General features: G+C 60.8%; 25 protein-coding genes and 2 pseudogenes. 14 read left to right on the top strand and 13 right to left on the bottom strand.

The window, feature by feature from the left end:
• Positions 1 to 278: 278 nt before the first annotated feature.
• Positions 279 to 476: an ATP-binding cassette domain-containing protein gene (locus tag IPK17_RS05235; RefSeq protein ID WP_343416625.1), complete on the bottom strand. Its 198-nt coding sequence runs from the start codon at positions 474 to 476 to the stop codon at positions 279 to 281.
• Positions 443 to 700 carry a hypothetical protein gene (locus IPK17_RS40430; RefSeq protein ID WP_350341616.1) on the bottom strand — a complete coding sequence of 86 codons (258 nt, stop codon included), beginning with the start codon at positions 698 to 700 and terminating at the stop codon, positions 443 to 445. The genes IPK17_RS05235 and IPK17_RS40430 overlap by 34 nt, the downstream gene beginning before the upstream one ends.
• Here IPK17_RS40430 and IPK17_RS05230 point away from each other — a divergent pair.
• From IPK17_RS05230 to IPK17_RS05215, 4 genes are all read left to right on the top strand, one after another.
• Positions 630 to 785 carry a hypothetical protein gene (locus tag IPK17_RS05230; protein WP_343416624.1) on the top strand — a complete coding sequence of 52 codons (156 nt, stop codon included), beginning with the start codon at positions 630 to 632 and terminating at the stop codon, positions 783 to 785. The two genes, IPK17_RS40430 and IPK17_RS05230, sit on opposite strands and share 71 nt — an antisense overlap.
• Before the next feature lie 388 nt (positions 786 to 1,173).
• Positions 1,174 to 1,482 (top strand): hypothetical protein, encoded by a 309-nt coding sequence (locus tag IPK17_RS05225; protein WP_343416623.1) that lies wholly within the window; start codon positions 1,174 to 1,176, stop codon positions 1,480 to 1,482.
• A gap of 534 nt (positions 1,483 to 2,016) precedes the next feature.
• Positions 2,017 to 2,355, top strand: a complete 339-nt coding sequence (locus IPK17_RS05220; protein WP_343416622.1) for a hypothetical protein — start codon at positions 2,017 to 2,019, stop codon at positions 2,353 to 2,355.
• A gap of 198 nt (positions 2,356 to 2,553) precedes the next feature.
• Positions 2,554 to 2,715 carry a hypothetical protein gene (locus IPK17_RS05215; protein ID WP_343416621.1) on the top strand — a complete coding sequence of 54 codons (162 nt, stop codon included), beginning with the start codon at positions 2,554 to 2,556 and terminating at the stop codon, positions 2,713 to 2,715.
• A gap of 637 nt (positions 2,716 to 3,352) precedes the next feature.
• Here the strand turns inward: IPK17_RS05215 and IPK17_RS40425 are convergent.
• On the bottom strand, positions 3,353 to 3,631 hold the full coding sequence (locus IPK17_RS40425) for a carbohydrate binding domain-containing protein (RefSeq protein WP_350341615.1): 279 nt from the start codon (positions 3,629 to 3,631) through the stop codon (positions 3,353 to 3,355).
• Positions 3,632 to 4,258: 627 nt separating this feature from the next.
• On the opposite strand from IPK17_RS40425, the gene argC reads away from it, so the two are divergent.
• From argC to carB, 8 genes and pseudogenes are all read left to right on the top strand, one after another.
• A complete protein-coding gene (gene argC, locus IPK17_RS05205; RefSeq protein ID WP_343416619.1) occupies positions 4,259 to 5,266 on the top strand; it encodes an N-acetyl-gamma-glutamyl-phosphate reductase in 1,008 nt (335 codons plus the stop codon).
• Positions 5,267 to 5,399: 133 nt separating this feature from the next.
• Positions 5,400 to 6,153 (top strand): annotated as a pseudogene (argB, locus tag IPK17_RS40985) (acetylglutamate kinase).
• Positions 6,154 to 6,237: 84 nt separating this feature from the next.
• Complete coding sequence (locus tag IPK17_RS05190; protein WP_343416616.1) at positions 6,238 to 6,810, top strand: hypothetical protein; 573 nt, start codon at positions 6,238 to 6,240, stop codon at positions 6,808 to 6,810.
• Positions 6,811 to 6,901: 91 nt separating this feature from the next.
• Entirely contained in the window at positions 6,902 to 7,999 is a 1,098-nt protein-coding gene (locus IPK17_RS05185) for an aspartate aminotransferase family protein (protein ID WP_343416615.1), read from the top strand.
• A 9-nt stretch (positions 8,000 to 8,008) separates the two neighbouring features.
• Positions 8,009 to 9,220 (top strand): bifunctional glutamate N-acetyltransferase/amino-acid acetyltransferase ArgJ, encoded by a 1,212-nt coding sequence (argJ, locus tag IPK17_RS05180; RefSeq protein ID WP_502748410.1) that lies wholly within the window; start codon positions 8,009 to 8,011, stop codon positions 9,218 to 9,220.
• 74 nt (positions 9,221 to 9,294) lie between these two features.
• Positions 9,295 to 10,374 carry a glutamine-hydrolyzing carbamoyl-phosphate synthase small subunit gene (gene carA, locus IPK17_RS05175; RefSeq protein ID WP_343416613.1) on the top strand — a complete coding sequence of 360 codons (1,080 nt, stop codon included), beginning with the start codon at positions 9,295 to 9,297 and terminating at the stop codon, positions 10,372 to 10,374.
• Positions 10,371 to 10,595 (top strand): hypothetical protein, encoded by a 225-nt coding sequence (locus IPK17_RS05170; protein WP_343416612.1) that lies wholly within the window; start codon positions 10,371 to 10,373, stop codon positions 10,593 to 10,595. Before carA ends, IPK17_RS05170 begins: the two co-directional genes overlap by 4 nt.
• A gap of 4 nt (positions 10,596 to 10,599) precedes the next feature.
• The gene (carB, locus tag IPK17_RS05165) at positions 10,600 to 13,872 is read left to right on the top strand and encodes a carbamoyl-phosphate synthase large subunit (RefSeq protein WP_343416611.1); all 3,273 of its coding nucleotides are present in this window, start codon (positions 10,600 to 10,602) and stop codon (positions 13,870 to 13,872) included.
• Here carB and IPK17_RS05160 read toward each other — a convergent pair.
• The 8 genes and pseudogenes from IPK17_RS05160 to IPK17_RS05125 form a co-directional block, all read right to left on the bottom strand.
• Entirely contained in the window at positions 13,829 to 14,965 is a 1,137-nt protein-coding gene (locus IPK17_RS05160) for a HEAT repeat domain-containing protein (RefSeq protein WP_343416610.1), read from the bottom strand. The two genes, carB and IPK17_RS05160, sit on opposite strands and share 44 nt — an antisense overlap.
• 183 nt (positions 14,966 to 15,148) lie before the next feature.
• The gene (locus tag IPK17_RS05155) at positions 15,149 to 16,183 is read right to left on the bottom strand and encodes an Hsp70 family protein (protein WP_343416609.1); all 1,035 of its coding nucleotides are present in this window, start codon (positions 16,181 to 16,183) and stop codon (positions 15,149 to 15,151) included.
• Positions 16,177 to 16,458, bottom strand: a complete 282-nt coding sequence (locus IPK17_RS05150; protein WP_343416608.1) for a hypothetical protein — start codon at positions 16,456 to 16,458, stop codon at positions 16,177 to 16,179. The genes IPK17_RS05155 and IPK17_RS05150 overlap by 7 nt, the downstream gene beginning before the upstream one ends.
• A gap of 399 nt (positions 16,459 to 16,857) precedes the next feature.
• Entirely contained in the window at positions 16,858 to 17,004 is a 147-nt protein-coding gene (locus tag IPK17_RS05145; RefSeq protein WP_343416607.1) for a hypothetical protein, read from the bottom strand.
• Positions 17,001 to 17,291: a nucleoside/nucleotide kinase family protein gene (locus tag IPK17_RS05140; protein WP_343416606.1), complete on the bottom strand. Its 291-nt coding sequence runs from the start codon at positions 17,289 to 17,291 to the stop codon at positions 17,001 to 17,003. The genes IPK17_RS05145 and IPK17_RS05140 overlap by 4 nt, the downstream gene beginning before the upstream one ends.
• A gap of 107 nt (positions 17,292 to 17,398) precedes the next feature.
• Positions 17,399 to 17,488, bottom strand: a pseudogene (locus IPK17_RS40420) (hypothetical protein); the annotation flags it as partial.
• Between the two features lie 81 nt (positions 17,489 to 17,569).
• Positions 17,570 to 17,872, bottom strand: a complete 303-nt coding sequence (locus IPK17_RS05130; protein ID WP_343416604.1) for a hypothetical protein — start codon at positions 17,870 to 17,872, stop codon at positions 17,570 to 17,572.
• Entirely contained in the window at positions 17,869 to 18,237 is a 369-nt protein-coding gene (locus IPK17_RS05125; protein WP_343416603.1) for a hypothetical protein, read from the bottom strand. Before IPK17_RS05125 ends, IPK17_RS05130 begins: the two co-directional genes overlap by 4 nt.
• Positions 18,238 to 18,781: 544 nt before the next feature.
• Here IPK17_RS05125 and IPK17_RS05120 point away from each other — a divergent pair.
• Positions 18,782 to 19,273: a phosphoribosyltransferase gene (locus IPK17_RS05120; RefSeq protein ID WP_343416602.1), complete on the top strand. Its 492-nt coding sequence runs from the start codon at positions 18,782 to 18,784 to the stop codon at positions 19,271 to 19,273.
• Positions 19,274 to 19,343: 70 nt separating this feature from the next.
• Here the strand turns inward: IPK17_RS05120 and IPK17_RS40980 are convergent, their stop codons facing one another.
• Complete coding sequence (locus IPK17_RS40980; RefSeq protein ID WP_343416601.1) at positions 19,344 to 20,036, bottom strand: hypothetical protein; 693 nt, start codon at positions 20,034 to 20,036, stop codon at positions 19,344 to 19,346.
• Positions 20,037 to 20,409: 373 nt separating this feature from the next.
• Here IPK17_RS40980 and IPK17_RS05110 point away from each other — a divergent pair, with 373 nt between their 5' ends.
• Positions 20,410 to 20,664 (top strand): hypothetical protein, encoded by a 255-nt coding sequence (locus IPK17_RS05110; protein WP_343416600.1) that lies wholly within the window; start codon positions 20,410 to 20,412, stop codon positions 20,662 to 20,664.
• 334 nt (positions 20,665 to 20,998) lie between these two features.
• Here IPK17_RS05110 and IPK17_RS05105 read toward each other — a convergent pair whose 3' ends face one another.
• Positions 20,999 to 21,190: a hypothetical protein gene (locus IPK17_RS05105; protein WP_343416599.1), complete on the bottom strand. Its 192-nt coding sequence runs from the start codon at positions 21,188 to 21,190 to the stop codon at positions 20,999 to 21,001.
• Positions 21,191 to 21,375 lie beyond the last annotated feature (185 nt).

Raw genomic sequence — 21,375 nt, 5'->3', positions numbered from 1 at the left:
CACCTGCCGCGCTGATGTGCGTGTCGAGACTTCGCTGCGCACGTCGGTGGTCGCCTTAACTGTGAAGCCGTCGCCGCTGCCTTCGACATGGGTTGCCACCAGGGACGCTGGCCAACAACGTCGCGCATCTCAAACTTATCGGCTCCCGCGCGTGACCATTACGTTGCAGCGTCGAACCGGGCTGCAGTTGGCGGCGTAAATCCGCGGGCTTCACCCTGCGCGACGATTTTGCCGTGGTTGATGATCAGAAACCCGGTCGCAGACTTGCTCAGCTTCGCTCAGAATGGGCGTGCTGAACAAAACCGTGTGGACTTTGCCCGAGCGCCGCAATTCGCGTCGCGCACTTCGATCACCCGCTGCGGGTCGATGCCAATAGTCGGCTCATCGAGAATGATCACGGGCGGGCGCCGCACCAGCGCCTGCGCCAAGCCGAGCCGTTGCTTCAAGCCTTTGGGAGAGGTGGCGCACGAGTTGATTCTGGCGGGCGGTCGGTCAGAAAGCGGGCGAGCGCCGCATCGACGGCGGGTTTTGCTCGTTTTGACGCCGCGCAGCTTCGCCCCAGAAGGTCAGCAAAGCCGCGCACGGTCATATCCGGGTAGAGGGGACGCGCGTTCCGGCAAGAGCCGACATTGCGTCGCTTCCAGCGAGTCCTCGACGATGTCGTGTCCGGCAATCTGGCGCTGCCAGTGGTCGGCGGCATGAACCCGGTGAGCATACGCATGGTCGTGGTTTTGCCCGCGCCGTTTCCGGCCCAAGCAAAACCTGACGATTTTCGCCCTGTTTAGCGGTGAAATTGATGCCATCTACGGCGACGATCACCGTAGCGGGCGTTTGGTTGCTTCCTTGGCTTCCTGATCTCGAGTCGTGGTGTCTCGATCTGTGCTTCACAGCTTCGATGCTAACCCGGGCCATAGGGGCGTCAAGCGGGCAAAGGCGCGATCTATGCAATTTCGAACAAAATCCCGGTAGGATGAGGACCAGTCAAGGAGGCCGCAACGTGATTTGTTAACTGGTCCTGATCGCTCCTCACGGGGTTTTGACCGGGCATCTGCCCCTGTTTTGATCGTCCAAAACCAGCCAAAAGGATTTAAGCATGACGCATACTGACGTGTTTAGTCGTCCTCGACAGCGACCACCGCGCACTCGCTGATGGTGCTTTCCCCAACATCTCACGTGACTTTCATTTCTGGCGGAAGGCGTGCGCCGAAGCCAAGCGCGCTAAAAACCGCCTTCGGTATTGAACTGATCACGATCCGCGTCACGCAAACCGGAGTGGGCGACGACACGCGCCCACCCCTTACCGTGCCGTATCGTGGTGGTGATCTGCCGCCTGACGCGCTGTGGACGCTGCCTGAACAGTCACCCCCTGCTGCCCATGCCGCGCTTGATTGGCTTGCGACCGAACATCCGCACCGCGTCCCGTGGTATCCCAGCTCATCCAGACCATGCGTGATCGTTTCGGCACGGCGGACCTTCACTTAAAACAGGTCCGCTCGTGGGGGCGCTCGTCGATCTGGCGGTTACAGAGACGAAACGACCGTCTACCTCAAGCTCGTGCCGCCGCTGTTTGCTCACGAACCGCAGTTGTCGGCGTGGTTGGCACAGGCGTTCCCGCAGGTGCGTCCCGGCAATCATCGCGGCTGAACCAGGGCACTCGTTCGTTATGGCGGACTACGCGGTGGCGTGTCGCTGTTTGCTGAGAGCAAGCGCGAGATCACGTTGTTGGGAGCGGGCGCTCCGGGAGGTATACCAGTTTCAGCAGGCGACCCCCCGCCGTCCGTGCCACGGCTCGTCGCCGACACGGGGTGCCTATTCGTGACTTGACGTGGTTGAGGCACGCTGGCGAGCACTGCGCAGGCGACGAGGATGAGCGCTGAACGGGGTTATCAACCAATCAGCGCCGAGGAGCGCGCCAGCTTGTCGCCGCTGCGCCAAAGATCGCGGCGGCGTTGAGCGGCTGCGGGAGGCGGAACTTTTTCGACGCTCACGCATGGCGACTTTTGGGCAGGCCAGATTGTGCAGACTGAGGATGATCGCGTGTTGTTCACGGACTGGTCGGACGCCGCCGCCTTGCATCCGTTCTTCGACGTCGCGTTCTTCCTCGCGGAAATCGGGGCGCGACCTGCCGGATGTACCCGGCGCTACAAAGATCGCTTAGTGCAGGCGTATCTCAGCGAATGGGGTGAACTCGGCAGCACAGAGGCGTGCGCTGCGGCGGAGGATCATCGCGCCGCTGTACACCGCTGCGCTACCACCACGATATTCTGCCGCGCATGGAGATCGCGTGGGGAGATGGAGAACATGCAGAACTACAACCTGCGGTTGATGCTCAAGGCGTGTGCGGAACAAGCCTGAGCAGAGGCGGAGAGCGCACGGCCGTGCGCCCTACAATCTCAATCATAAATCGCTATTCGCCTGCGAGTTGATACACGCGCACGTAGTCGACCAACATGGTCTGCGGGAACTGTGTCGTTTCGTCGGGATAGCCCGGCCAAAGTTACCGCCCACGGCGAGGTTGAGCAGGATGAAGAAGTCTGATCAAAGACCCACGGGTTGCCGCGCATCAGCGGGCGTGAGCATGTGGTAGAGCTCACCGTCGACATAAGATTACCAGCGGATCGCGTCCTCGTCCCACTCGACCGCGTAGACATGGAAATCGTCGGCGTGGGTGTATCGGAGCGCCACGAACTGCCGGATGCCGTTTGCCCCGAATAACGGGGCCGTGCACCGTGCCACAGATCGTGTTCGGTTCGCGTCCGGATGTATTCCGCTAATGTCGAGTTCACCGCTGTTCCGCCAACCGTCTCAAAGTTGCCGCCGAGCATCCAGAACGCCGGCCAGATCCTGACCCCGAACGGAGCAGCTTGATGCGCGCTTGACGCGCCCGTAGGCGAACTCAAACTGGTCGTTCGTAGATCAGCCCGGGCGAGGTGAGGCACGTCCCATGGTAACTGGCGGAGTGGTGTCGGGCAGCGTTTCCTGCCGCGGACGATGGCGAGGTTGCCGTCACCATCCAAAGAGGCATTTCGACACGGTCGGTGTAGTACTCCCCATTCATTGTTGCAGAAGCCGTGCCCGCCGATTTCCGCCGTCCATTTGTCAGTATCAATGGGTGTACCCGCCGCGCCATCGAATTCATCCGACCACAGCAGTAACCATTCGCGTGAATTCCCCAAGTTCTCAGCCTCCAGATCGAGTTCAGGTTCTGCGACATCGACAACTACTTCGTCACCCGCCAGATGACCACATCGCTGCCGCTGTCGGTCACCAGTCCCATATCGAGGCAACACGGTGCCTGTTCCGGCGGGCGACCGACGGCATACCCCAAACCGCATCCAATCCTAAGCCGTCGTTAGCGCCGCCGGGCTGGGTCGGTGCGCCGTTGGAACAGTTCAAACGGAATGACAAACTGCCGCCACCCACTGAAATCGTCGGGGATGCGGTAGAAGTAGCGTTCGGCGGTATCGCCGGGTTGGGTAGCGCTGCGATTGTCGAACAGATCGATTTGAATCTGCGCACCGCTGGCGCTGCCGAACAGCCAGAAGGTCAGCGCGCTGTAGGGGCGTCCAATCCATGCTCGTCCAGTCGCGCCATCGGTGAAGGCATGCGTAACGCCGCCCCAACTGCCGATGTCATAGTCGAGCGCGAAGCACGGTGTTGGCGGTGGTCATTGTGGTGGGAAGGGCGTAGGTCGATGCGCCGACAATTTGCCGCGCGAAAGCACTACGTTGCCCGGTTCGCTGCCCCACGGCACAAAGCCGACCGCGGTATTGCTCTCATCCAGCAAAAGCGGCACGCCTGCTTCAAAGTCGTCAATGATGAGATCCGGCGTAATGGGGTCGCTTGGGCGCTCACCTGATAGCCAGCGCGAGCAGCAGGGCGAGTACACGTAACAAACGTTTTGGCATCAGAACTCCTATCAAAAACATTTCGCAATCGCTCCCAGAGTGTACCACCAGCGTTGGATCAACCAGATTTTGATCGCGAAACACCTGCTTGACATAGGGCAGGGATGCGCTATATTTTTCGCGCATTCATTAAGGTGAACAATGTACAGCGTCTCGTTACCCGAAATCCGTCGTCGCCGTCGCAGCCCGCAGACCACTGAGGTCACGCAGGGATTTTTGCGTTAGGCGTAACGAGACACGACCGCGAAGCCAAAGCAATCCCCCTGACCTCAGACGAGAGGCGGGGATTTTACGCATTGGGCACGAAGTGGCGCGCTGAGACGCGCTTGGTGAGCACAAAGGGGAAATACATGCAGCAGCAGCGAGTCCGCGTCGGTGTTTACGGCGCATCAGGGTACGCGGGGCAGGACGCGGTCGAAATCCTGTCACAGCATCCGTGTGTCGATTTGGTGTTCGCCACATCGGGCACGTACGCGGGCGATGCCGTGCCGTTCACGAACCTGCGCTACATCAAGCCGGATGATGCGCCGCTGGAAAGCGTCGACGCGGTGTTTCTCGCGCTGCCGCACGGTGTTTCCGCGCAGACGGCCAAGAAAGCCGAAGCGCACGGCGTCCGCGTGATCGACCTGTCCGCTGATCTGCGCCTCGATACGCCCGAACTCTACCAGAAGTGGTACAACCACCCGCACCCGCATCCCGAACTGCTGCCGACACCCTACGGCCTGCCGGAACTCAACCGCGACGCGCTGCGCGGCGTCGAGCGCATTGCCGCGCCGGGCTGCTACCCGACGACCACGCTCCTCGGCATGTACCCGCTGCTGCGGGAAAACTGGCTCGTCAATGACCGCCCGATCATCGTGGATGCCAAGTCCGGCGTGAGCGGTGCGGGACGCGAACCCAAGCCGAATACCCACTTTGTGGAAGTGTATGGTAACTTCTCGCCGTATGGTGTCGGTCGGGCACACCGCCACGTCGGTGAAATTGAGCAGGAGATGCAGAAGATCAACCCGAACACTGGGCTGCTGATCTTCACGCCGCACCTGCTGCCCGTCGACCGGGGCTTGATGGCGAGCATTTACGTCGAACTCGCGCCCGGCCATACCAGTGCCGAGGTGCAGGCACTCTACGAGCAGACTTATGCCAACGAACCGCTCGTCAATGTGCTGCCGAAAGGGCAGCTCGCCACGCTCAAGCATGTGGTCAAGACGAACAAGGCAGCCATCAGCATCACGCCGAACACCGACCGCTACGTGCACATCACCAGCGTCACCGACAATCTGCGCAAGGGCGCGGCGGGGCAGGCGGTGCAGTGTTTCAACCTGATGTACGGTTACGACGAGACGACCGCTCTATTGTAATTTCCACCCCACCCCCGACCCCTCCCCGAATTCGAGGAGGGGAGCAAACAGCGCGTCTGCTTGCGCTCTCCCTAGAATTCGGGAGAGGGATGGGGAGGGGGGTCAATGTAGACAGAGATAAGGTGAATTCCTAATGCCTGCACCAATTGTCATTAAGATCAGCGGTCACGAACTCGACAGCCCGGATTTTCTGGCCGAGCTGGCCGCAACACTGAAGCACTTTGACACGCCCGTCGTGATTGTGCACGGCGGCGGCAAAGAGATCACGGCGCTGCAAACCCGGTTAGGCATTGAACCGCGCTATGTCGACGGGCTGCGCATCACCGACGCCGAGTCGCTGGCATTGGTCGAAATGGTGCTGTGCGGTACGGTCAACAAGCGCATCGTGCGTACACTGGTGAATGCCGATCGATGCGGTCGGCTTGAGCGGCGTCGATGGCGGGCTCGTCAGCGCGGACAAGATGACGCATGAGTCGGTTGATATGGGCTATACGGGCGAAGTGACTGCCGTGCGTGTCGATCTGCTGGTCGACATGCTCGATCAGGGCGTCACACCCGTGATCGCGCCAATTTGCCTGGGCGAAGACAGTAACTTCAACGTCAATGCCGATCATGTCGCCGGGGCGGTGGCGGCGGCGCTGGAAGCCGAGAAGCTGGTGTTCGTGAGCAACGTCGAAGGCGTGCTCAAGGATGGCGCGGTTATCCCGCAGCTGACGCCAAATCAGGTGGGAGAGATGATCGCCGATGGGACGATCTTCGGCGGGATGATCCCGAAGGTCAAGACGGCGCTTGAGTCGCTGATCGAAGGTGTAGCACAGGCCGTGATCACGAACCTGAAAGGCTTGTCCAGCGGCGGCGGGACGGTATTCGCTGAAAAACTGGACTGAGGACTAAGGACTGTGGACTGAGTAAGCACCTTAGTCCGTTGACCTCAGTCCTTGATGTGATGGTTGGGTGGAAAGCGTGGTGCAGTGTCTGAGGAACGCAAGCAAGCCCTTTACCAATTGATCCGCGAGCTGTACCGCGAGAAGCAGGCGGGCGAGATCATCGAGTCGTTCGAGAAGGTGTTCGCGGACGAGTCTGAAGATGTCGAGGCGGTGCTCGACCACTGGTTGGACTTCTACCGGTTGCAGAAGTACCGTCGGTCGAAAGTGCGCCGCCGCCCGACGTACCGCGAACGCGTCACGGCGTGCTCGGCGTGTGGGTACCCGGCGTCGCACCGGCATCACCTGTGGGATATCGCCATGCACGGCGAAAACCGCGTGACGATCCAACTGTGCGCGAACTGCCATGAGCTGCATCACCTGATGTACAACGCGCTCGTGCGCGACTCGGAGTACAGCCGCAAATTGGTGCTCCATGTGCTGTTTTCGGGCAAGATCAGCGCAGACACGGCGGAGAAGATTTTGGGATGGTGTTTAGCGACCGTCCGCTATGAAGCAAATAACGGATGGATCGAACAGGGCAGAGACTTGCCCGCATGGGTCGAAAATCAATTGCATTGGACGGACTTTATCAAGCAGCAGTCAGCAGAAAGAGGGTAAGAGGGGTGGTTCATCCGATCATAGAACTGGAAAACACGCACATCGTCCAGTCGTACAAGCGCCCGCCGTTCGTGTTGGTCGGCGGGAAGGGATGACGCTGTACGACAATTCCGGCAAAGCCTACGATGACTGGGTGGCGGGCATTGCGGTCAACGCACTCGGCTACAGTGATCCCGGCCTGACCGCCGAGATCCAGAAGGCCGCGACAGGCTTGATCCACACGAGCAACCTGTACTACACCGCGCCGCAAGCTGAACTGGCGACGGCGCTGTGCGCGAAGTCGTTCGCCGACCGCGTGTTCTTCACCAACAGCGGCACCGAAGCCAACGAAGGCGCGATCAAGTTTGCGCGTAAGGTCGCCGCGGACAGCGGCGTGCCCGGCAAAACGCAGATCGTCCACTTCAGCCACGCCTTCCACGGGCGCACGATGGGATCGCTGGCGCTTACGCCGAAAGAGAAGTATCAGAAGGCGTTCCAGCCGCTGATGCCCGATGCGGTGCTGGCTGAATTCAACGACATTGCCTCGGCGGAAGCGGCCATCAGTGCCAAGACGTGCGCGGTGTTCGTCGAGCCGGTGCAGGGCGAAGGCGGCATTTATGACGCGTCACCCGAGTTTCTCGTGACGCTGCGCCGCCTGTGCGATCAGCATGGCGCGGTGCTGGTGTTCGACGAAGTGCAGTGCGGCATGGGGCGCACGGGCGACCTGTGGGCGCACACCCAGAGCGGTATCACGCCGGATATTATGACGCTGGCCAAGCCCCTGGCGGGTGGTCTGCCGATTGGCGCGATCCTCACGACTGAAGCGGTTGCGTCGCACATTCACCCCGGCGATCATGGCTCGACCTTTGCGGGCAACCCGTTTGTGACGGGCGTGGCCAAGTACGTGCTCGACCGCATCAGCCAACCGGAATTTCTGGCACAGGTCACCGAGACGGGCGAATACCTCAAGGATCGCCTGAGCGAAATTAACAGCCCGCTGGTCAAAGAAGTGCGCGGGCGCGGCTTGATGGTCGGTCTCGAACTGACCAAAGACGTGTCTTCGGTCGTCGAAGCGGGTTATGAACAGGGACTGCTCATGGTCAGCGCGGGTGTGAACACGATTCGGTTTGTGCCACCGCTCATCGCCACCAAGCAGCATGTGGATCGTCTGGTTGAACGCCTCACTACCATTCTCGCGGAGCAGGCCTAAATGATTGATATGACTTCCAACCCGGCGGGCGTGCTGGGCTTCAAAGTAGCGGGCGTCGCCGCCGGACTCAAGGCGGATGGCGCGCTCGATTTCACGCTGATCGTCAGCGAGACCCCGTGTACGGTGGCGGGCGTGTTCACGACCAATCAGGTTAAGGCCGCGCCCGTGCTGGTCGACATGGAGAAGGTCGCCGCCAACCCGACCGGGATGCGGGCGGTCGCCGTCAACACCAAGTGCGCGAACGCCTGCACCGGGCAGTTGGGCATCGAGAACGCGCACAAGATGGCGCAGTTGACGGCTGATAAGCTCGGCGTGCCCGCGGAGACCGTGCTGGTGATGTCGACGGGCGTGATCGGCACGCAGCTTCCGATGGACAAGATCGCGCGCGGCATTGACCTCGCCGCCGACGCGCTGGGCAACGACTGGTTCAGCGCGGCGCAGGGCATCATGACCACCGATACGCGGCCCAAAGCGGTGCATTTCGCGTTTCCGATCAATGGCAAGGAAGTGCATCTGAGCGGCATTGCCAAGGGCGCGGGCATGATCGCCCCGAACATGGCGACCATGCTCAGCGTGATCGTCACCGACGCCGCCATCAGCCAGCCTGACCTTGACGCCGTGCTCAAGCGTATCAACGAAGGGACGTTCAACAGTATCGCCGTGGATGGTGACACCAGCACCAACGACACGGTGCTCGTGCTGGCGAACGGCGCGAGCGGCGCGACGGTCGATAACCCGGCGGCGCTCGAACAGTTCGAGATCATGCTCGGCGCGGCCTGCGAACTGCTGGCGCGCGAAATCGTGCGCGACGGCGAAGGCGCGACCAAGTTCATCCAGATCACGGTGAGCGGCACGTCGACGAAAGGCGACGCCCGCAAGATCGCCAACACGATTGCGACATCGCCGTTGGTCAAGACCGCCTTTTACGGCGCGGACGCCAACTGGGGACGCATTCTGGCAGCGGCGGGGCGCGCGGGGGTAACGCTCGACGCGGGTAAGCTCAGCCTGTCGATTGCGCCGCTCAAGGGCGGCGACGCCGTGCAGCTCATCGCCCACGGCGAACCGACGGGATACAGCGAAGCCGCGGCCACTGCCATCATGCAGGGGGCGGAAATCCGGGTCGATCTCGACTGCGGCTTGACGAGCGGCAACGCCGTCAAGGTGTGGACGTGCGACCTCAGCCATGACTATGTGTCGATCAACGGGCACTACCGAAGCTAGACGACCTTGTAGGGACGCCATTCTTGGCGTCCGTTTTTTAGATGGCGGCGGACGCGCAGAAGCGCGTCCCTACAATGACATTGAGGACAACGAATGAAAGCATTGATCGCACTGGAAGACGGGCGGACGTTCGCCGGTACGGGCTTCGGCGCGGTCCCTCGTATCACAAGCAGATCGTCACGCTGACCGTGCCACACGTCGGCAACACGGGTATCAACCCGCAGGACGTCGAGTCAGACAAAGTGTGGGTGGCCGGGTTCGTGGTGCGCTCCCTTTCGCCGGTAGTGAGCAATTGGCGGTCGCAGCGCGACTTGGACGGCTACCTGCGCGACCACGACGTGATCGGCATCTCTGATGTGGCAACGCGGGCGCTCGTGCGGCACATCCGCGAAAAAGGCGTGATGCGGGCGGCGATTGCGCACGGTGAAGCAGCGGAAGACGCGGCGGCACTGGTCAACATTGCGCGGCAGTCGCCGGACATGTCCGGTTGGAATCTCGTCGACGATGTGACCTGCGCCGAGCCGTACCACTGGACACAGACGAGCGACCCCGGTTGGTACGTTAACCACCCGTATGATCCCAACGGCGCGCTGATCGTCGCCTATGACACGGGCATCAAGAAGAACATTCTGCGCATGATGACCGACCGTGGTCTGCGCGTGACCGTCGTCCCGGCGACCACGCCAGCCGATCAGGTGCTCGCCATGCATCCGGCGGGCGTCTTTCTGAGCAATGGCCCCGGTGATCCCGCTGCCGTCACGAGCATGATCGACAACACGCGCAATTTGCTGGGCAAAGTGCCGATCTTCGGCATCTGCCTGGGACATCAAATTCTGGCGCTGGCGTTGGGCGGCAAAACCGAAAAGATGCGCTTCGGGCATCGCGGTGGCAACCAACCCGTGAAGAATCTGCTGACAGGCGTGATCGAGATCAGCAGCCACAATCACGGCTTCGCGGTCACGCCGGACAGCGATTTCGGCGGCGCGGAAGTCACGCACATCAACCTGAACGACAATACGATTGAAGGGCTGCGCCACGAGGGACTCGGCGCGTTCAGCGTGCAGTATCACCCGGAAGCCGCGCCCGGCCCGCATGACTCGCTCTATCTGTTTGATGAGTTCGTGAATCGGGTCAAGGGCACAGTCAGCGTATGACGACCTCTGCCGCGCCGACCCTCCCTGATGCAACGTCGATTCTGCTGTTTGTGGCAGGTGTGGCGCTCATCGGCGGGGGTTGGTACAGCAGACACTGGTTTCGCCAACACCCGCAGCTCACCATCACACTGCTGATCGGTGGCGCGTGTGTCTTGTTCAGCACGGCAGCAATCGCGGTCTGGCTCATGCTTGACGAGTTCCAGAGCGCCTTTACGAAGTGAGCTTATGCCAAAACGAACTGACATCCAAACGATTCTCGTCATTGGCTCTGGTCCCATCGTTATCGGGCAGGGCTGTGAATTTGACTATTCCGGCGTGCAGGCGTGCAAAGTGCTGCGCGCGCAGGGTTACCGCGTGGTACTGGTGAATTCCAACCCCGCGACCATCATGACCGATCCCGAATTTGCGGACGCGACCTACGTCGAACCGCTCACGCCCGAAATGCTGGAACGCATCATCGAAGCGGAACAGCCGGATGTGCTGCTGCCGACCGTCGGCGGGCAGACGGCGCTCAACCTGTCGAAGGCACTGGCGGAGAGCGGCATCCTTGCCAAGCACAATGTCGAATTGATCGGCGCGGTGCTGGAAAGCATCGACCTCGCCGAAGATCGCCAGTTGTTCAAAGAGGCGATGGTCGAAGTCGGCTTGAGCTGCCCGCCGAGCGAGATCGTCAGCACGGTTGAAGAAGCGCTCGCCGCGGCGGAAACGCTCAACTACCCGTGCCTCATCCGCCCATCGTTCACGCTCGGTGGCTCGGGCGGCGGCGTGGCGTTTGATGAAGCCCAACTGCGCGAAATCTCCGAGCGCGGCCTCAAGCTGAGCCCGGTGGGGCAGGTCTTGATCGAAAAGAGCGTGCTCGGCTGGAAAGAGTACGAACTGGAAGTCATGCGCGACGTGGCGGGCAATTTCGTCGTCGTGTGCACGATCGAAAATCTCGATCCGATGGGCGTGCACACGGGCGACAGCATCACCGTTGCGCCTGCGCAAACGCTCACCGACAAAGAATTGCAGCGCCTGCGCAACATGGCGCGCATCGTGCTGGATAAGGTCGGCTTGGCGACGGGCGGCGCGAATGTGCAGTTCGCCGTCAACCCGGCTGACGGTCAGGTGTACGTGATCGAGATGAACCCGCGGGTGTCGCGCTCGTCAGCGCTCGCTAGCAAGGCGACGGGTTTCCCGATTGCCAAGATCGCGGCGCTGTTGGCGGTCGGCTACACGCTTGACGAAATCCCCAACGACATCACCCGCGTCACACCCGCCAGCTTCGAGCCGTCGCTCGATTACGTAGTGGTGAAGATTCCGCGCTGGGACTTCGCCAAGTTCCCCGGTGCTGATCAGACGCTCGGCCCGCAGATGAAGGCCATCGGCGAAGTCATGGCGATTGGCCGCACATTCGCCGAAGCGCTGCAGAAGGGCATCCGTTCGCTGGATATCGGCATGTTGGGCTTCGGCTATACGCTGCCGCAGACCGCGCCCGAAGCGCTCAAACTGCCGACCGCGCAGCGCTTTTTCCAGGTGGCCGCTGCGCTCGGTCAGGGTGTAACACCGCAGGAAGTCGCGGAGAAAACGGGCTTCGATAGTTGGTTCGTCGCCCAGTTGGCCGACATCGACGACCTGCGCGATCAAATCAGCGAACGGAACGTCGATCAGCTCAGCGCTTCCGAGTGGCTCGAACTCAAGCGTTACGGCTTCAGCGACGCGCACCTCGCGCAGATTTTGCACACGTCACCGCTGGCGGTGCGGTCCGCGCGCAAGGCGGCGGGCGTCATCCCCAGCTACTACCGGGTCGACACCTGCGCGGCGGAGTTCGAAGCGCACACGCCCTACCTGTATTCGACCTACGAGGAAGACGACGAAGCCTTCCCGACCGACCGCAAAAAGGTCATGATCCTCGGCGGTGGGCCCAACCGCATCGGGCAGGGCATCGAATTCGATTACTGCTGCGTGCATGCCTGTTTCTCCCTCAAGAAAATGGGCTATGAGACGATCATGGTCAACTGCAACCCGGAGACGGTCAGCACCGACTATGACACAGCGGATCGCCTGTACTTCGAGCCACTGACCTTTGAAGACGTGATGAACATCGTCGATCGCGAACAGCCGGATGGCGTTCTGGTGCAGTTTGGTGGGCAGACGCCGCTGAATATCGCCCGCGCGCTGCATGAGGCGGGCGCGCCGATCTGGGGCACATCGGTCGATACGATTGACCTCGCCGAAGATCGCAAGCGCTTCAATGCACTCATGGCGCAGTTGGATATTCCGCAGCCGCCCGGCGACACGGCAATGAATCGCGAAGAGGCGCTCGCCGTAGCGCACAAGATCGGCTACCCGGTGCTCGTCCGTCCCAGCTACGTGCTCGGCGGGCGCGGCATGGCGATAGTGTTTGACGACGACATGCTGGTGCGCTGGATTGACCAGCATATCCACTGGAATGGTCACCCCGTGCTGATCGACCAGTTCCTCGACGATGCGTTCGAATTTGACGTGGACGCGCTGTGCGACGGCGACCACGTTACCATCGGCGGCATCATGGAGCACATTGAAGAAGCGGGCATCCACAGCGGCGACTCGGCCTGTGTGCTGCCCGCCTACAAAATCAGCCAATACCACGTGGAGATCATCCGCGAATACACCGAGCAAATCGGCTTGGCGCTGGGCGTGAAGGGCTTGTTCAACATCCAGTTCGCCATCAAGGATGAAGTTGTCTACGTGCTGGAAGTCAACCCGCGCGCCAGCCGCACCGTGCCGTTCGTCAGCAAAGCGACCAGTATGCCGCTGGCCAGCTACGCCGCGCAGATTGCGGCGGGTAAGACGCTGGCGGATCTCGGCTTTGAACAGGAGCCGGAAGTCGATGGATTCTTCGTTAAAGAGGCCGTGCTGCCGTTCCAGAAGTTCCCCGGCGTGGATGCGCGGCTTGGCCCGGAGATGCGCTCGACCGGCGAGGTGATGGGTCACGCCTCAAGCTTTGGTCACGCCTTCGCTAAGGCCGAAATGGCCGCCAGCACACGCTTGCCGCTGGAAGGCACGGTCTTCATCAGCGTGAACCCGTTTGACCGCGGGGCGGTGACGAAGATCGCCCGCGATTTGCATGGGATGGGCTTCAAATTGATTGGAACGCGAGGTACGGCGGACTATTTGACGGAACTTGGCATCCCGGTGGAGCCCATCAACAAGGTGAGCGACGGGTCGCCGCATGTGGTCGATTTGATCCGCGCGGGGAAGATCGACCTGATCATCAACACGCCGCGCGGCGGTCAGGCGCATGACGATGGTGGGCTGATTCGCGGCACAGCACATCTTTACGGCGTGCCGATCATCACGACGATGACGGCGGCGCAAGCGGTCGTGCAAGCGGTGCGCGCGCTGCGCAAGAAACCGCCTGGTGCGCAGCTTACAGGTGCATCATCAGGTGTAGATGAGAATAACGCCGGAGGCTTTGAGCCTCCGGCACTGTTTACACTCCCGCACTCGCGTGCATGGCGCTCGTTTCATACTTGATGGGCGGACGGCCGCCGCGATCCTGCATGATCTGGTCAGCGACTTGGCGCACGCGCCCACTATGTTTGAGGGCATCCTGTAGAATTTCGTCGGCAGCATCGGACATGAGGCTGGGAAGCCACCCGCACCATATGCGCTTTGACGGTTTCACTCTGTTCGACCAGATAGGCGCGCTTGAGGACGCCGGGGTGCGGTCATGGCGCATCCACGCCAGCGGCCAAACGACGGCCATCCGCACATCGTCCATATCGTCGAGTAGGGCCGTCTCCAGCGCGTCGATCAGCAGATCGGCGGATTGGGTCTTGGCGACATCAATCTTCAGGTAATTGGTGGCATGGAAGAAGCCGCGCAGAATCTGCTGGCGGGTGACGCCCGTCGTGCGCCCGATGATGCCCGAGAGTTCCTGCAGCCAGCCTTCGCCCGCCAGTTCGAGCAAGCTCAGCGTTGCCGCGTATTTCACGTCGGGATCCGGGTCGTTCATCGCCTGCCGGACAACGGGCATCGCTTCCGGCGTGTCATTCTGACCGAGCGCTTCTAACCCTTTGATGCGGACTTCCGGGTCTTCCGCGGAGAGCACGGCTTCGAGGACGGGCACCGCCGCTGAGTCCTGACTGTTGCGCAACCCCCACGCTGCCGCCATCTTGACGTCATCGCCTTCGGCTTTGAGAATTTCGGTCATCAATTGATACGCGTTGAGCTCGCGTAGGTCGCAGAGCGCATAGATGGCCGCTTCGCGCACACGTGTATCATGGTCCTGGAGCGCCTGCCGCAGCAGCGGTTCCGCGGAAAACCACGAGAAGCCGTAGAGATGCCGGGCGACGCTGGCGCGGGTCGGCGTTTCGCCTGAATTGAGCGCGTTCTGCATGATGAGGCGGGCTTCGCGGTCACCCCGCCGACCGAGCATCTGCGCGGCGTTGTAGCGCACGTAAAACTCTTCATTGCGCAGCATTTCGTCGAGCGCGGGCAGCGACACGGCGTCGGGTGGCAGGATGTTGAGCATGCTGGCGAGCTTACGCAGCGACAGACGCTGCTCGCCGCGTGCGTTCGTCTGCAAAGAGAGGCGCGGTTCACGCCCCGTGATCTGGGTCGTCATGTCTAACTTCTTCCTAGTGCAGTGTGACTACCACAACATCCTGTAAAAGCGCCTTGCTGCTCTGCAAATCGGTGACTGTGAGCCGGAGCTGACGCCGCGCATCGACGCTGAATTCAGCCTTCAAACGATCACCGCCGGGTTGACCGGGCGGGATGAGCGCGGCGAGCGTGGTCGCGTCGGGGTTCAGCTGGACGATCTGCTGACCTGGGTGTTGGCCTGCGCGACGAAAACCGCTTGGCCGTCTTCGTATTTCACTTCGATCATGGCGACCGAGTCAGTGTTGATTTCGCCGATGACAAATTCAACATCGCGCTGGTTAGGGTGCGCCGCGCCGAGCAACACTTCAATCGGTGTTTCCGTCGGGTAGCGGCTGCCCATCGGGATGATCTCGTCATAGCTGTGCGTGTTGGTCGCTTCGTCGAGATGACGAATGCCGTAGCTGTGCACGAGGTAATCTTCCAGCCCGTACCCGGCGGCGACTTGCAGCGCCCCTTCGGCGACCGCGGTGAACGGCTTATCCGCGCGCACGGCAGTATCGGTGAAGTAGCTTTTGAGCGTCGCTTGCACAGACGGCATCAGCGACGTACCGCCGACCAGCAGCACGTAGTGAATGTCTTCTTTGAAGATGCCGCGCTGCCGGGCAACATGCATCACCTTGTCGACGACGCGGCGGAGCGCAGTGTAAAAGCCATTGGCTTCCAGCAGCTTTTCGAGGTCTTCGCGCGTGTAATACACGCTGCAGGGGCGACCGCCCGCCTCAAACAGAATGGACGTGCTCTCTTCCGTCGAGAGTTCGATTTTCGCCGTCTCGCAGCGGGTGAGCAGCAGCGGGTAATCCTTGCCAAGCGTCTTGATTGACAGACCTGACTTTTCCAACACATCCGCGACCATCCACTGATCGACGTCGCTGCCACCGATGATGCGTCCGGCTTTGGCGATGACCTTGGCAGTGTGGTGGGCGGTACTGTTGCGCCGCAGCAGTTTGAGCAGTCCACCCGTCTTCTCGCGGCTCTCCGGCAGTTCGACCAGTGAGATATCGAGCGTGCCACCGCCGAAGTCGAAGACCAGCACGATGGCGCCCGGTTTGGTCACGGCGTAGCCGAGCGCCGCCGCCGTCGATTCGTCGACGATGCGGATTTTGTTCTGCGTGACTTCGTCGAACATGTTGTTGAGCCACGCGAGGTAGCCTTCAAAGGATGCGACGGGCGCGGTCAGCACCAACTGATCCAGCTCGTCGAGTCTATAGGGAGCGCGCTGAGTAGGGTGTGGACAAAGGTTTTGCCCGCGTCGTTGTCGCCCCAGACCTTGTCGTCGATCGTTCGCGGTTCGGGTGCAGGCGAGGTGACAATGCCCCGTTTGAAATTGCGAAACAGACGATTATCTTTCTGCAAGTCCAGCTTTTGATAGCGGACTTCCTGACCAAGCGTCACTGCCCCGGTCTGGCCGTCCCGGATGTAGATCAGGAGGGCACGACCAGGCTGGGTATTCGCCATCGCCCAGTGTGCCGATATCCGGCAAAGTGACGACTTCGGGTGCGCCAGTCGTTTCGTTCCAGTGCGCAATCATTTTAGCTGTTGGTTGCCAAAGTCGATTGCCAGTTTATGTGCCATGTGAGTTCTCTAACGAGATGACAACGGAAAATAAATGATCCCTTAGAAGAATTGTAAGGCACATTCTCAATTATGAGCATGAACCTGCGCGTGAATAATCGTGAAAAATGTTGGCGTTGGGACATATGTCAATAGATCAGTGAGCGCGTAGAGTTAAGAAAACGACGGAACCCACTTCAACCCCTCTCCCCGCGGGGGGGCGGGGTGGGGTGGATCAGCGGTCTGGGTGAAACAGGGCAACTTCAGCTTGCCCCTGAGCCTGGTGTGGACCGGCGACCGCGATCAGAATCCCTGATCACTCGGGTGATAGGCATCAAGAATTGAGCCACCAATGAATTCGCGCAGCAGCGAGGTATCGGGAATGCGGCTTCCCTGCGTTTCGGTGAACGGCTGCACCCAGCGCAAATGAAAGCAGGCGGTTGGCTTCAATGTGCGCGGGCGTCCCCGGTTCGACTTGCAGCAGCAGCGGTTCGACGAGTGGGCGCAGCGCGGCCAGTTTCGTGGGCGAGCGCTGAATTAAACATCACGTCGGCGTTCTCCTGAAACGGGAAGATGTTCTCTTCTCGCCCCGGCGCACGCTCTCCCAGCGCAGAATCGGTATCGGTGGCGCTGTAGCCGCGCCGCGCGGCATCCCGGGCGATGCGCCGCAGCAGGCGGACGTCGGTCGTGGGACGCGGTTGTGGAAGTCGATGTTCAACTGGTGAGCGCGGACACATACACCCGATAGACTTTCTCGTTTCGGAATCTCCGTGAGCAAGCGCGGATTCAGCCCGTGAATGCCCTCGGCGATGATGATCTGATTGTCCTTCAACTGGCTGGGGCGGTCGGGAAGGCTTTTGCCGGTCAGGAAGTCAAATTTAGGCGTGATGACCTGCTCACCCGCGATGAGGGCGGCGAACTGCTCATTGAGCAGCGGCAGGTTGAGCGTTTCCAGCGCCTCGAAGTCATAGCCGCCGTCTTCGTCGCGGGCGTCTTCTCCCGGTCGACGAAATAGTTATCCATTTCCAGCGTGAATGGACGCAGACCATGCGCCAAGAGTTGAATCGAGAGGCGCTTTGGAGAAGGTCGTCTTGCCTGAGGACGATGGTCCGGCGATTAGCACAATGCGCATACCCCGATCGCGCAGGCGGTCGCTGATGGTGCGCGCGATATAGGCGATACTCTGCTCATGGAGGGCCTCGGCGACGAGGATGATTTCCTGCATGCGGTCTTCGCGCACGAGGCGATTGAGCGTCCCGACATCCTGCAAGTTCATCTTGGTGAGCCAGTCTTCCGCTTCCTGAAAGACCTGATTCACTTGGTGTAGGTCTTCATCGGCTGCAGGGCGGTTGGGCTGCCTTGGCGCGGATACTGCAGGACGAAGCCGCCTTCAGTCGGCAGCAATCTGAACGTCTGAGGATGCCCGTCGATGGCAGCATGTAGCCGTAGTAGTGGTCGGATCGCCCGCGCAGCGTATACAGGATCAGCCCGTTGCGCGTGCGGCTTTCCAGCAGACGCAGCTGCTGTCGTCGTCGCCGCGCTTCTCGGAACAGCGACCGCTTCCAGCGTCAGCACTTCTTTGTCGATGGGGTCATTCGGGGCGACGATGGCGCAGCGTGCGCCTCGACCCGCGCCACTTTCTTCGACCGTGAACGGCGCCCGGTTGCGCAGAATGCAGAACATGCCGCCATCGGGTACGGCATAGCTTACGCTGACTTTGGACCTCGGTGAACAGTTCGCCGACGGCGGTGACGAGCAGCAACATCAGCGAACGGCGGTAGATGCGCCCGCCGTCACTGGTGGAGAGCGGGACGGGGCGTAAGCGAGCTCATCCCGTTTGATACTGTAAGCTGGTAATTGCAGCAGCTTGTACCGTCGAAGATGCCGGCAACGGTCGGACTGGTGTACTGATCCGGATGTTGGATCGCGGTCGGCGCGCAAAAAGTCTCGATGGTCGTGCCGACCGACCTTCCAGCACCCGGTCGAGGCCGTCACGGACGGTATCCCGGGGCTGCGAGACGTCAACGTGAGGGTAAGGACTGGTAGTTCGAACCTTTACTATTCGTGGTAAAGCCGACTCATTGTACCACTTCGTGTGTCAATTCGTTATAATTGACATTAGGTAAAAACGAGACCAGCCATTAACCGAAAGCACATGCCGGATGCGTCACTCACTGGATCATTTATTGCAGGAAGTCTTGATTGATGAAGCGTCCTGCGCGCACGGGTGGAAGAACTCGGCGAGCAGATTTCCAACGATTACGCGGGCGCGCATAATCTACTGCTGATTTGTATTCTCAAGGGTGGGGTGATGTTCACCACCGACCCGATGCGTTCGATTACCGTCCCGCATGAGATTGATTTTTCTCTGCGGTCCAGCTATGGCAGGGGCGCGCGTATGACGACGGGCAGCGTCCGCATCGACATGGATTTGAAGGCGGAAGTGATCGGCAAACATGTGCTGATCGTCGAGGACATCATCGACAGGCACACGCTCAAATTTGTCATGGAAGTGATGAGCGCCCGCCAACTTACCAGTGTGCGTTTGTGTACTCTGCTGATAAGCCGTCACGCCGCCACGATTGACATCAAGATTGATTACACAGGCTTTACGATTGAAGATAAGCTTGTGTTTGGCTATGGGCCGGACCTCGACGAGAAGTATCGCAATTTCTCTTTATCGGCGTGGTCGAGGGCTGGGAGCGGTGGGAATGTCTGACCATTCTGGTTCAGTCGGAGACAGTTCTCGATTTAGGGGAACTGTTGCTGAGCGATCTGCGCGAGCCCGGCTACATCGCCGGCGGGGCGTTCGCGACGCGGTGCTGCGCCGCCCGATCAAGGATGTTGACATTGCGACTCGGCGGGCAGCGCATTGCGCTGGCGAAGAAGACGCCAACCGTCTCAAAGGGGATTTTTACGCGCTTGACACCGGACGCGATGTCGGGCGGGCGCTGGTCGACAGCCGGAAGGGCGGCTGATTTTCGATGTGGCGGGCTTTCGCGGCGCGGATCTTGAAGCGATCTGCGCGACCGCGACTTCGCGATCAATGCGCTGGCCGTGCATCTGACGGGTGACTTGCAGAAAGTCATCGACCCGATAGGGGCATCCCCGATTTGCTCAATCGGGTGCTGCGCCGCTGCGGACCTACCGGTCTGGGATGATCTGATCCGGGTGCTGCGGGCGGTGCGGCGTGCAGCTCGGTTTTCGCATTGAACCGGAGACGATCGCTGACCTGCGTCCTCGAACGCTCCGCGGCTGATGGAAACCTCGCCGGAACGGGTACGTGACGAACTCAAGCGCATGCTGACGCCGCCCTTAAGCCCGTCAGTGACGTGCGCGTAGCAGATGCGGTCGGCGCACTGGGCGGCGCTGCCAGAGCCGATCTCCCTTTGCACAACCCCAAACAGCGTCACCGCCCCATGTGGCCGATGCGTGGAATCACACGCCAGCCGTCGTCGATAACCTGTATGAAATGCCGGCACGATGAGCCCCACGCGCGGCGACGAAGCGACGTCACAGTTCAGCATGGGCATGATCGCGGTCGCGTTTGGCGGTCACAAGCGCGCGGCTGGAAGAGCATTTCGCCAAAGTCTGGCCGGATGAACGTTCGCACCGTGCGCCGCTGCTGCCGGCGGCGCTGCTGCATGATGTGGGGAAGCGGCGCGGTTATGCCTGCCAGCCAAGGCGCGCGTACGGTCTACCCGCAGCACGAGCAAGCCAGCGACGATTGCCGAAACCAAGCTCAGCGATTTGCATTTCAGTTCCGCGGGAGCGCGATCGGGTGACGCTCGTCGTGCGCAACCACTCGTCCGCCGAGGTGTGATCGCCCTCTCTCTCTAACTGACACCTGTGCTGATGCACCGCCATTGGCGGCGGTTGGGGCCAGCGGGTGGATGGATCTTCGTGACGTTAGCGGATTACCTCGGCAAAGCGGACCGAAGATCGATCAGGATCGCTGGGTTACAGGCGCTGGAAAACACGAAGTTGCTGCTCAGCGCGTACTTTGAGGAGTACGAACGCCAGCGTCGGTTCGCCGACGCTGATCAATGGCAGCGAGTTGATGAAGCAGCTCAACTTGAAACCGAGCCACTGGTGGGCGATTCACCGTAGATCATTCGCGAGGGGCAGGTGACAGGTGACGTGAAGTCCGAAGACGCGCCGAGGGTGCTCCGAGCGCGTCTCAATCATAACGGGTGAGGTTTGCCGGACGAACCCGCACGGGCGAACCGCTCGGGCGTTACTGCTTGCCCAGCTCCTGCAAAACGCAAGCTGGCTTTCGGCTTCCGGCACTTCAAAGTGCAGGCTGAGGAGCTGCGGCGTGCGTGACGTCTGATCTAATCCGCAAAATCATGTCAGCGGGCATGACGAGCATCCGCGCAAACCGGCGTATGGCCCCATCATCCCCATCGTCAAGGTCGCCGACCCCATGCCGCCCCCCCACGGACTACCAATGATATTCCGTGCCAGCAGTCGCGCCATCGACGGTTTGCGGTGAGTACGGTGATGACACAGATCCAAGCGCGCTGTCATCTTGGCTCACATCGACCTCGTCCCACATGCCGGGCAGGGGCGACTGCAAAATCTTTCTGACCGGGACCGGTGGCGCGCTGATGTTGAACAAGCTGGATGAATTCAAGAGCCACCGCTTCTAACTGCTGCATATCGACCACGCGCATTACTCCTCCAATGACTCCGCGTCGGTTCGCACTTTGGGATGAAGGAACAAGAGTAGAGTATTGCCATAGCGACGTTGATCGACCACCTCAAGTCGGATGATGCTGAGCGGTTGTTCCTCCGCTGCGTCGATCTGAACGATCACTT

The organism is Candidatus Flexifilum breve, assembly GCF_016713355.1.
The sequence above is the reverse complement of the archived record's forward strand: the minus strand, read 5'-3'. Positions and strand labels throughout refer to the sequence as shown.